The organism is Brachyspira sp., assembly GCF_050873525.1.
GTDB lineage: Bacteria > Spirochaetota > Brachyspiria > Brachyspirales > Brachyspiraceae > Brachyspira.
In genome coordinates this window covers 1-11,432 of the sequence record NZ_JBNMIZ010000078.1, presented here as the reverse complement: position 1 = coordinate 11,432, position 11,432 = coordinate 1, and the positions used below count along the sequence as shown (strand labels likewise).

13 protein-coding genes are annotated in these 11,432 nt (G+C 28.3%); 3 read left to right on the top strand and 10 right to left on the bottom strand.

All coding sequences use genetic code 11. The features are described 5' to 3' along the window. Window positions 1–905, bottom strand: a 905-nt coding sequence (locus tag ACR0QS_RS06825) for a DNA-methyltransferase (protein ID WP_432632692.1), incomplete at its 3' end; no start/stop codon positions are given. 165 nt (window positions 906–1,070) lie between these two features. Between ACR0QS_RS06825 and ACR0QS_RS06820 the strand changes: the two genes are divergently transcribed. Further along, the gene (locus ACR0QS_RS06820) at window positions 1,071–1,400 is read left to right on the top strand and encodes a TIGR04076 family protein (protein ID WP_432632691.1); all 330 of its coding nucleotides are present in this window, start codon (window positions 1,071–1,073) and stop codon (window positions 1,398–1,400) included. Window positions 1,401–1,467: 67 nt separating this feature from the next. Here ACR0QS_RS06820 and trxB read toward each other — a convergent pair whose 3' ends face one another. From trxB to ACR0QS_RS06780, 8 genes are all read right to left on the bottom strand, one after another. Further along, the gene (trxB, locus tag ACR0QS_RS06815; RefSeq protein WP_432632690.1) at window positions 1,468–2,406 is read right to left on the bottom strand and encodes a thioredoxin-disulfide reductase; all 939 of its coding nucleotides are present in this window, start codon (window positions 2,404–2,406) and stop codon (window positions 1,468–1,470) included. Window positions 2,407–2,506: 100 nt separating this feature from the next. Then, window positions 2,507–3,970 (bottom strand): AlbA family DNA-binding domain-containing protein, encoded by a 1,464-nt coding sequence (locus ACR0QS_RS06810; protein ID WP_432632689.1) that lies wholly within the window; start codon window positions 3,968–3,970, stop codon window positions 2,507–2,509. 573 nt (window positions 3,971–4,543) lie between these two features. After that, the gene (locus ACR0QS_RS06805; RefSeq protein ID WP_432632688.1) at window positions 4,544–5,032 is read right to left on the bottom strand and encodes a hypothetical protein; all 489 of its coding nucleotides are present in this window, start codon (window positions 5,030–5,032) and stop codon (window positions 4,544–4,546) included. Then, the gene (locus tag ACR0QS_RS06800; RefSeq protein ID WP_432632687.1) at window positions 4,993–5,412 is read right to left on the bottom strand and encodes a hypothetical protein; all 420 of its coding nucleotides are present in this window, start codon (window positions 5,410–5,412) and stop codon (window positions 4,993–4,995) included. The genes ACR0QS_RS06805 and ACR0QS_RS06800 overlap by 40 nt, the downstream gene beginning before the upstream one ends. A gap of 363 nt (window positions 5,413–5,775) precedes the next feature. Next, window positions 5,776–6,627 (bottom strand): 16S rRNA (adenine(1518)-N(6)/adenine(1519)-N(6))-dimethyltransferase RsmA, encoded by an 852-nt coding sequence (rsmA, locus tag ACR0QS_RS06795; protein ID WP_432632686.1) that lies wholly within the window; start codon window positions 6,625–6,627, stop codon window positions 5,776–5,778. Beyond that, entirely contained in the window at window positions 6,617–8,338 is a 1,722-nt protein-coding gene (locus tag ACR0QS_RS06790; protein WP_432632685.1) for a hypothetical protein, read from the bottom strand. The genes rsmA and ACR0QS_RS06790 overlap by 11 nt, the downstream gene beginning before the upstream one ends. A gap of 4 nt (window positions 8,339–8,342) precedes the next feature. Next, window positions 8,343–8,768, bottom strand: a complete 426-nt coding sequence (locus ACR0QS_RS06785) for a tetratricopeptide repeat protein (RefSeq protein WP_432632684.1) — start codon at window positions 8,766–8,768, stop codon at window positions 8,343–8,345. 12 nt (window positions 8,769–8,780) lie between these two features. Beyond that, window positions 8,781–9,086, bottom strand: coding sequence for a hypothetical protein (locus tag ACR0QS_RS06780; protein WP_432632683.1), 306 nt, complete (start codon window positions 9,084–9,086; stop codon window positions 8,781–8,783). 154 nt (window positions 9,087–9,240) lie between these two features. Here ACR0QS_RS06780 and ACR0QS_RS06775 point away from each other — a divergent pair, with 154 nt between their 5' ends. Both ACR0QS_RS06775 and ACR0QS_RS06770 read left to right on the top strand, forming a co-directional pair. Next, a complete protein-coding gene (locus ACR0QS_RS06775; RefSeq protein WP_432632682.1) occupies window positions 9,241–9,825 on the top strand; it encodes a histidine phosphatase family protein in 585 nt (194 codons plus the stop codon). Between the two features lie 49 nt (window positions 9,826–9,874). Further along, window positions 9,875–10,849: a cobalamin biosynthesis protein gene (locus ACR0QS_RS06770; RefSeq protein ID WP_432632681.1), complete on the top strand. Its 975-nt coding sequence runs from the start codon at window positions 9,875–9,877 to the stop codon at window positions 10,847–10,849. On the opposite strand, the gene ACR0QS_RS06765 is transcribed toward ACR0QS_RS06770, so the two are convergent. Beyond that, window positions 10,842–11,432 (bottom strand): ankyrin repeat domain-containing protein (locus ACR0QS_RS06765; RefSeq protein WP_432632680.1); only part of this gene is annotated, 591 nt, incomplete at its 5' end. The two genes, ACR0QS_RS06770 and ACR0QS_RS06765, sit on opposite strands and share 8 nt — an antisense overlap.

The window sequence follows — 11,432 nt, the reverse complement described above, 5'->3', positions numbered from 1 at the left end:
TTAAATAATAATATTTCAGAATTTTTTTCTTTCAATTTTTCTATTCTATTATTTGCAAGATTAATATATTCTTCGTTTATTTCGTATCCTACAAAATTTCTATTATTTTTAATCGCCGCTATAGCCGTAGTTCCGCTTCCCATAAAAGTGTCAAGGACTATATCGTTTGTAAATGAAAAAAGTTTTATAAGTCTATTCGGCAATTCTTCGGGAAAAGGAGCTGGATGTCCGATTCTTTTTGCGCTTTCGGGATTCATAGTCCAGACGCTTTTAGTCCATTCCATAAATTCTTCTTTAGTTATATTGTCCTTTTTCAATTCTTTTTCGTTTTTATTTCTTTCTCTTTTATAATTTCCTTTAGAAAATATTAAAATATATTCATGAACATCTCTCAATATAGGATTGCTTGCACTTTTAAAACTTCCCCAAGCCGTAGATATTCCCGCTCCCGCAGATTTATTCCAAATGATTTCGCCTCGCATATTAAAACCTATTTCAATCATAATTTTTGATACATAATCCGACAGCGGTATATAAGGTTTTCTGCCAATATTCGCTATATTGATGCAAGCGCGTCCTCCGTCAACCAATACTCTATATGTTTCGGTAAAACAATTTTTAATCAAATCCAAATATTCGCTTAAAGACAAATCGTTATCGTATTCTTTAGAAACATTATATGGCGGGGATGTTATCATTAAATGAAGAGAATTATTAGGAATATCTTTCATGTTTTCGCATGAACCTTTAATAATCGTATTAAGCAATTCGCTTGGAAATTCATTGACTGTAATATCGGAATCATTATTTATTATTTCTTTATATAATTTTGAATCATAAAATTTTGAAGAATCATGACCGACTCTTCCCTTCGTTCCAAACGAGCTTGTTTTAGTTTTTTTCATTATAAGCGCAATTATTCCTTTATTAATTCTAAAAATTTTGAAACCGTAATTAAGATTTAAAATTATATTATAATAAAAATCAAATTAAGTCCACTTTAGCTATTGTATTTTATTTATTATAATATAAAATTCAAATTCAAAATTAATTACGAGGAAATAATTTTAATGAAACATAAATGTAAAATCACAGTTATTGATTCGATAGTTTTTCCAGAATTACAGGAGAAATATTTAGCCGACCCAAAAGTTGGCGCCTGCCCTTTATTTAAAGTCGGCGATACATTTTTGCTAGACGGCGAAAACTTTTGGAAGATGCTTGATGGAAAATTTTGTTCAGAAGCTTGGGATTGCATAAGCAGATATGTATATTCCGCTTTACAAGGAGGCTCTATTATGAACGGCTGGACTAACGATGAAAAAATGATGATAGCTTGCTGTAATGACGGAACAAGACCAGTCATTTTTAAAATTGAAAGAATCGATATAGAAGATTAAATTTCAAATATTAATTAAAATTTAATCTCTATATCATTATTCCATAATTTCTTTTTTGAAATATATTTTATAAATGCGATAAATATTCCGTAGCTCTCATTGCGGCAATCGCTCCTTCGCCTACCGCGTTCGCAACTTGTCTAACGGGTTTTAATACCGAATCTCCGCAGGCAAATATGCCTTCAATATTTGTAGACATTGTAGCCAAATCGACTTTTATTTGTCCCGCTTCCGTCATATCGAGTCCAGTTCCTTTCAAGAATTCCGTAGCTGGCTGCTGTCCCACGAATACGAATACGCCATCAACCGCTTGTTCATGAATTTTATTATCCAAAACATTTTTTATTTTTACGCTCGAAACTTTTGTATCTCCGCAAATTTCTTCGATAACCGAATCCAAAACATATTCCACTTTTCCCGTATCGGTTAAATGTTTAACATTTATCGCGTCCGCTCTGAATTCTTTTCTTCTATGAACCAAATATATTTTATTTACAAATCTCATTAAAAAATATGATTCGTCAAAAGCGCTGTTTCCTCCGCCGACAACCGCAACCGTTTTATTTCTGTAAAAAGCTCCGTCACAAGTCGCACAGTATGAAACGCCTCTTCCAGAAAATTTTTCTTCTCCGTTCGCTCCTAATTTTTTAGGAAAACCGCCCATAGCCAATACGATAGTTTTCGTTTTATAAGTTTTTCCGTCCGCGGTTATTATGGTTTTTACTTTTTCGTTAATATCTTCCACTTTTACTATTTCATCGTATTCTATAGGATTTTTAGAAAATTTTTCGGCATGTTTTTGCATTCTGTCGACAAGCTCAAACGAACTTATCTCTTCTGGAAATCCCAAATAATTTTCAACGGTATCGGTATTCATCATCTGTCCGCCGATTCCTCTTTTTTCTATAAGTAAAGAATTCGTCAAAGCCCTTCCCAAATATAACATAGCGGAAAGCCCAGCTGGTCCTCCTCCGACTATAATAGAATCGTATATATTTTCAGACATAATTAACTCCTTTAATTTTATTTAATATTTAATTAATTATTTATATTATATAGCATTAAATATAAACAGTCAAATATTTGTTTTATTATTATAACTTTATTTAGAATTTTTTGAAATGTTTATTTATATATGCGATTATCTCGCTTGCGTTTGCTATTTCACGCGAAGAATTTCCAACTCTTATATAGAATTTTTCTTCTTTTGCGCCTTGTTTATTCGTTATTTTTGTATATATCGGTTTATTGCTTTTATTAATATAAACTATGCATATATCTTTTTCTTCCTCTTCTACAAAATCGATTCTTATCGATTCGGCTGAAAAAGAATTTCCATAATAAGTTTCTATGAGAGTTCTTAAATGAAGCTCGAAGAAATCTTTGTTTGCTTGTTTCAAAGTGGAATAATCTTTTTCCAAACCGTTAATTTCTCCGTTATCGGAAATTCCTATAAATAATCTTCCGCCTTCCGCGTTTGCAAAAGCGGCAATGGATTTCATTATCGTTTCTTCCAAAGATTTATTTATTTTTTCCGTATAATTATCGTATCTTAAAGTGGATTTGAATTCCACCATAGTGCTTTCGCCTTCTTTTATAATCTTTTTTATATCGATATGATTTGCAATTAAATCTTCAACTATTCTTATATAATGAGTGGCAAGAGCGATTATAACGGCTACAACTATAACGATAAATAAAATAAAAATCAAAACTGCTGGAATTTGTATTCGTCTTATCAACGCTTTTTCTGGAATTATTATTCCAATTTGATTCGTATTATTTGCAACGGTAAAACTGCCTTTATATCCCCAGTAATTTTTATTATTATGAGAAATTTTTAATATGTCTTCTTTCGTTTCGGAAAATTTTTCGGTTAGAATATTTGCAATATCCATATAATCGGACGGATTTTCATTTGTAGTCGCTTCCGATATTGGAAAAGTTATTTTACTATTTCCCGTTACCAAATAAGCGTAAATGTCTTTAATCTCGTCAATGTTTATTTCATCAAAATTTATATTGAATAAAGAATTATATTCAAAAGCTATATCTTCGCTCGCTATATAAAGCAAATGAATATAAGGCATATTATTTCTAACATAAAAAGAATCGATGCTGATTTGCTCGAAAGGAATCGAAGGATATTTATTAATTTCATTATCGTTCGTCACTATATTTCCAATTACTTTATAACTGTCGCCTTCTTTAGTTATAGCCATATAACTGTTTCCAAAACGCATAGCCGCATTTTCAATATAATTATGTTTAGGGAAAAAATTATTGATTAAAACTCTATAAATTTCGGGCGACTGTTCTATATCGAATATCGGAGTCATTTGCATTGAAAAATAATAAGTCGGATAATAAATTTTTGAATATTCTTCAACCACTCCGTTTTTTACATCTTGGAATAAAGATTTAAAAAGAAATCTTACGGGAATCGGACTTCTGATTTGAAAGTATATTAAAATTAATACGGCTATAAACAATATCGCTATAATCACATCTCTCAATATTTTATTTCTTAATTCCGATTTTGAGAGAAATCTTCCTGATACAATTTTCATACCATATCCATTGCCTTATAGTGTTATGTAATTTTTTGTAATAATATCATAAAATATAATATATATCAACCTTAATATATAACAACGGTTAAATTATTTATAAAAAAATATCCACACTCTTTAGTGCGAGGTTCTAAAAATTATATTATAATATATGAAAGAATGTAGATTATACGCAAACTTTTAAATCGTCATTGTGAGAGTATTTATATCCGAAGCAATCTACAATAAAAAACCGAGCCTTTTAATCAATAAAGATAAAGAACTCGGCTTTATTTTCAGTAAATAAAAATTTAATCTGCCTAACTCTAAATTAATAGTCTCAATTCTGTATCAATAATCTAATAACGAATATAATCGGTATTGAAAGCGTTATATTCAATATTATGCTTATTTCTATTTTTCTATTTCGCATAATTCTTATTTCTCCTTTTTTATCTAAAATTAATTTTAAGCGAAAGTAAAACAGAATAGGCAATTCATAATATAAAAATATTAGAATTGCCATAAGAATTCAGAAACAGATGGATAAGTTTTTCAATTAATGTTAACGCAGTGAAATTAACTATTATATTAATTTCCGTAATAAAGAGTATCGGAAGAGAAAAACCCATCATAATAGCTTATTCCCAAAAATATATAAGTAGTTCCGTCATCAGAATAACCCCACCGTATGCTACTAATCCTACCACTAGGTGATGTTAATACACCATCGTCGACACTTGCATAAGTATAACCATCGCCCTCATACCAGCTATTAACCGTAATACTAAAGTCAACCGCTTTATATGTAGATTGTGTTTCACTACCAGTCGGTAATTTTAAACCTTGTAATTTTCCAGTAATTGTGCAGCCATTTCCATTATGCGTGACAGTAGCGTTAGCATATTCGCTTGATGCTGTTCCATCTACTCTATCAGTTTTAGAAGTATACTTTCCAGCGGGCGGATTAGTTCCAGCTTTTGGACCAGAAGGTTCTTCATTCGATTTACAGCTTATAGACAAAGCCATAACTAAAGCTCCTACAACCAAGTAGGTAAAATTTTTTTTGATATTCGACATAATGAATATCCTCCTTGAAATAAAAATTTAAAATTTATAACTAAACAAGGATTTTTTATTTTCCTTGATAAGCTATCAAAAGTAAATTTGATTGAAGTTAAAAAAGTTTTAACTAAATTTAGATTGCTTCGTTTCACTCGCAATGACGGACTTTCCGAATACTGCAAAAATAATTTTACTAATGAATTGCGAATTCTAAACGGAGTTGTTTTTCGCTGAAAGCGGGCTTTAGCCTTGTTTCTTTTTTTGACAAAAAAAGAAATGGTTTTTGATGACTGTCCGCCTTTGGCGTGCTTACTTTTTTGCCACTCAAAAAAGTAAGAACTTTTGCTTTCTTTTATAAAAGATAAAGATGAGACACTTAAAAAATTAAATGCCATAAAAAATTGCAATATATAAAATTTAAAATTATTGTTTAGATATAATGGTGGTATGCGTTGCGTTGCGTTGCGTTGCGTTGCGTTGCGTTGCGTTGCGTTGCGTTGCAAATGCACATACAGTATTGTAAATCTTCGTAATTTTCATATTAGTTTCTCTCCACCAATTTTTTCATTAAATATCTTATATTTCAAATTATACATTATTTAAAAAATATATCAATAGTTTAAAATAAAAAAATTCTAAAAAAATTCGTCATTGCGAGCAAAAGCGCAGCTATATAAAAAATTATTTCAATCAAACCATAATATAATGACAAAAATATATTGCAATAATAAGGAATTAATGTAATCGCGTAAAAAGTTCTAATTAATAATATATTCTTTAATTACATTTGAAAGTTTTTTTACTTCTTCCAAACTTAAAGATTCTCCTCTGTCGTTTTTATCAATATTAGCTTTTTCCAATATTTCGTCAATTTTTTCTTTTTCAATATTTATATAAGGAGAGTTGATAAAATTATTTTTAATATTTTTTCTTCGGTTATGAAATAAAGTTTTTGATACCGATTTAAATATATCTAAAATTTCAAAATCAATTTCTTTTGGAATTATACTTATAACGGAAGATTCCACATTCGGTTTTGGATAAAAAACTTCTTTTGAAACATTATATTCCAATTTTATATCCGACATGAAATTGGCAAATAATGTTAGCGCGGAATAATTTTCTGTATTTGGTTTTGCAATTAATCTATTTGCAAAATCGCTCTGAACCATAAAAACGGCATAATTCCATTTTTTATAAGAGTCGCAAAAAAGCCATTCCATTATCGGACTTGCAATATTGTATGGAATATTTCCGTATATATCGAATTTTGATTCTTTTCTTATTTCTTCAATATTAACGGTTAAAATATCTTTATGAATTATATTTATATTGGAATATCTTTTTATTAAATGTTTATATAAAGCTTTATCGTATTCTACTATAGTTAAATTTTCTTTATAAATATTTATTAGAATTTCGCTTAAAGAACCGAGTCCTCCGCCTATTTCCAAACAATATTTAGAACGATTATTAACGATTATATTTGCGATATTATTTGCAATATTTCTGTCGCATAAAAAATTTTGTCCTCGATTTTTATTTGGAAATATTGAATTTTCTTTTAAATAATTTTGAACTTCTTTTTTTGAATATAAATTATTTAACATTTTTTGGAATTCTTGAAATTTGTAAAAGAATTATTAATATAAGCGCCAAACTCACGGCGTAAATCAATACTATATCGATAACTATATTTGAAAATTCTATTAAAACCGAAGCCATAAAGTCCGTAAGTATTTCGTATATTAAAGTAAGCGATAAAGTGCCGATTATTCCAATAAATTTTGTCGGCAGATTAGCTCCTTCATAATGTATTTCTTCTCTGAATTTGAAAGAATAATAAGCTATAACTGAAAATAATAATAAATATAAAATCGGAGAGACGGATTTCTTGAATATTATTAAATTAATAGGTTCGTTGGAATATCCGAATTTAGGAAGTTCGTTTTTCATTGAAATAAGTTTCGATAAACTCGCGTAATCCAATATCATATCGGTATAATTTTTAATGGTTTCAACGGCGCTCGAAGATATTGATACGGGAATCGTCAAAGAATTCGTATCGCTATAAATATAATCTTTTTTATTATTATCGAACGGCGCTTTTAATATAATATTTTTTATATTGTTCGCGTTGGTATAAATCGTATTTGCAAGTTTTCCGTATTTATAATTTTGCATATTAAGTATTTGGGAATTGTCGTCAAGTTTAATAACGGAAACATCAAACATATATAAATTATTTTTGAAATATAAACCGTTTACGGAAGATAGCATAGTATTTTTATCGAGCATCAAATTAATTCCTTTATTTTCCGTCAATGAACCGTTTTCAAAATAACCGACATTATCAATAAAAACATTTTTAATTTCCGCGGCTTCTTCGATAAAGAAATCGTAATTATTTATCGCGTCCGTAATTATAGAATAATAATTTCTCACTTCGGTTATATTAGGAAGTTCGGCATATAAAGGCAGTATTTCTTCGTATGCTTTCCATAATCTTCCCTCTTCGTATAAGGCTATTACTTCCGATAATTTTTTATAAGCGTATAGTTCTTCCGTAGTGTTTCCCGAATATTTAGGTTTGCTATTTTGGGCTATACTTATTCTATTCAAATAATATAAAGCCAAAGAATTATATCTGTCTATATTTAAAACTCTTTCAAAATATCTTGTCGCGGAATTATAATCGGAAATTGCAAAAGCTCTCGAACCCATTTGTATTAAATTATTTATATTTTCTATTTCTTTTTCATTTTCTATTTCGTCCAATTCGTCTTTTTCTTTTTGTATGCTTTTCAAAAGAAGCAGTATATTTCCGTTATCGCCTTCGTAAAATAAAGATTTTCTTGCGAGATTGTAGGCGTTATCCAAATTTCCTTTTGCAAGTTCTTCTCTCGCGTTTTCGTAAATTTGATTTTTTAATTCGAGTTCATATTGAAGAAAAATTTGATAATCTTTATTGGCGTTATGTTCTTTCAATCTATCCGCCAAAACATCGAGCAAATAATAATCGTATAATGTATAAAATAAAATCATCGCTAAAATTGCGGTTATCGGAGAGGCTATTACTTTCGATAAATTATCGCTTTCGGAATCGGAATAAACGCCTTTGAAAAACGCAAAATAAACGCATAAAGAAATTATATACGGAACGGAATATTTATATAATATTAAACTTGTGAGCATATAAGCGATTAAAGAATATTCTTTTCCGTCCGCTTTTGAATATATTACATAGAAAATTAATATTAAAACTATGCAGATAATAGACAAAACTATAAAACTTAATATAAGCCTTTTTAAAATATTCATTTTATTATTCACTTTCAATATCTTCTATTATTTCTTCCATAACTTCTATCGGTTTTAATTTAGGTTTTTTCTCATAAATGTCCTGCATAACTTTTTGAGCGAGCATTTTAGGAGGCAAAACCGCAAAATCGTTCATAACGATATTAAAATAATTCAAAGCGTCTTTATATTTCCTTTGATAATAATAACAGAATCCTATTTCATAATAAGCCCAAGCCACTTCTTTTGAATAATTTTCTCTGTCAAAATTATCGATTATATACTGATAATAACTTCTCGCTCTTTTATATTTTTTATTATTAAACTCCGTATAGGCTTTTTCCGCTATTATTTGAGGATATCTCTCTTCTTCTGGAGATATTTTCAAAACGGAAGCGCATGAAATCGAATAAAAAACGAATACGGAAAGAAAAACAAAAATCTTTTTCACTGACAAAACTCACTATTTTTTTATCGGATAAACTTCGTCTCTTACTGGTAAACTTCTACGCAAAATTCCCAAAAAAATTTCCAAGTCTCCCATATCCTTATAACAATAGCATTTTTCAACGGTTCTTCTGGCGACCGTAAAATACTTATACATTTTTTCTTCGCCAAGTTTTTTTCGCCATTGTTCTTTTATGCATCTTACTCTAAGATAATATTCTTTTTTATTGGATTCGTTTTCTTTTCTGAGTAAAACGCAATACCTGCAATTCGCGCAATATATGCCGTCTAATTCTATAAGTTGTTCTTGCTCTTCGCTCATAAATATTTACCGTAAAATTATATTATTTTATATCAATTAGTATAGCAAATTTCAAATTAAAGTCAAGGTTTATATTTTATATTTAAGCCGTAGATTATTGAAAAAAATTAATTATAGTTATAAGATATAATAAAAATCGGAGAAATTAAATTTAATGAAAATTCTTTTTATAAGACATGGACAAACTCAATATAACGCCGAATACAGATGGCTCGGTTCTACCGACAATCCTTTATGCGAAAACGGGAAAAAAGAACTTTTAGAAAAAAAACATATAATAGAAAAATATAAACCCGTCCAAAAATTATATTGTAGTCCGATGAAAAGATGCATTGAAACGGCAAAAATATATTTTGAAGAAATGAATTTGGAAATATTGGAAGATTTAAGAGAAAGATGTTTCGGAGATTTTGAAGGAAAAAAATACGAAGAATTAAAAGACAATCCTTATTATAAAGAATTCAATAAAAAACTCTGGAGAAGCAATATACCGAACGGAGAAGATTACAAATATTTTTTTGAAAGAACCGAAAAAGTATATTTGAATATAATCGAAGACATGAAAAAAAATAATTTAACTTATGTCGCCGTTTTATCACATGGCGGAATAATCATGTCGATATTAAGCAAATTCGATAATAAAAAAATGCAGTTTTACGATTATTTGGTTAAAAACGGATGCGGATTTTTAACTGAAATTGACGAAAAAAATAATTTAAATATTTTAGAAAAATTTTAATTTTACGATTTTATAAATTAAAAATTAATTAAAAAATAACGGAATAAAAATGAACGTATTATTAATATTACCAATATCTTTCCTTATGGATATATTTATCAATAAATTCAAAATAGATATATTCGCTTATATAAAAATTTTATTTGAGAAAATCAGAAATGTTTTGTCCGAAAAAGTTTATAAAGAAAATAAAATACTTGAATTTATATTTGGGAGTTTAATTTCAATTTTGATAGTCGGCGCTGTTTTTTTAATTTCTTTTAATCTGATAAATTTATTTTATAGAATACATTTTTTATTCGGCTTGATTGTGGAACTCATTTTATTTTATAATATTTTGGAAATAAGAAAATCTTTGGAATTCGGCTCGAGCATATACGGAATTTTACAATATAATAATTTCGATAAAGCGAGAAAATTATTAAATGAAAATCTAAAAATTGATACGGAAGATATGGAAGAAGAAACGATTATAAAAAGAACTATAGAATATTCAACGATAACTTCCGCAGAAAATTCGATTTATTTATTAATACTTTTTATTATTGGCGGAATTCCAATTTGTTTTTTGTATAAAACTATTTCCACTTTGTCAAAAAACGAAACTGCAATAGACGAAAACACCGATAAAAAATTATTTGAAATTTTTGCCGTTAAAATTTGCTTTCTAATAAATATAATTCTTTCTTTATGCGCGTTTTTATTTTATTCAATTTCCGCTTTATTTTTGAAATGCAGATTTAAAAATTCTTTCGCAATTTTGAAAAAGGACGGTAAAGACAGCAAAGCTATTTTGGAATGCGCAATCGCTGGTTCTTTGGATATTGAACTTGGCGTAGATTATTTCAAAGACGGCGAATTATACGAAAGGACGAATGTCGGCGATTATATGGAAGAATTGAATTATAAACTGATAGAAAAAGTAAATAAAATTCTTCTTATGGGAAATATATCTTCTCTATGCGTTTCGATTTTGATAAAACTTATATTGATGCTTTTATCTTCTATATTATTTATTAATTAGCGCCGTTTAAGTTTAAATTATTTAAAAAATTATATATTTCTTCATAGCCTTCAAATTCCGCTATATCAATCGGAAGGCGTGAATAATCGTCTTTTATATTTGGATTTGCGTTTAATCTTATAAGTTCTTCGACTGAATCGTATTTATTATGCCAAACTGCCAAATGCAAAGCGGTTTGTCCGTTATTATCGGTTTTGTCTATTCCGTTTCCATATTTAACAATTTCGTTTATTATTTCTTTATCTCCGTAAGACGCCGCATACATAAGCAAAGTTCTATTATTATTGTCGACTATATTATAATCAATTTTGTCTCTATTTTGCATTAGTAATTTTTTTATATCGTTTTTATTTAATTTATTTTCTTCGTCAATAAAGTCACGCATAATTCTTGTCATTCCGTTTTCGTCCTTAAAATTTATATTAACAGATTGATTTTTATTTGAAACACGAAATATAATTACAAATATTAAAATCGCTATTATAAAGAATAGAAAAATATTATTTGCATTTTTTGATTTTGTTGATATTTTTTTTATATTATGTTTTTTGGAATTATTATCTTTTTTCACTTTATTATGTCC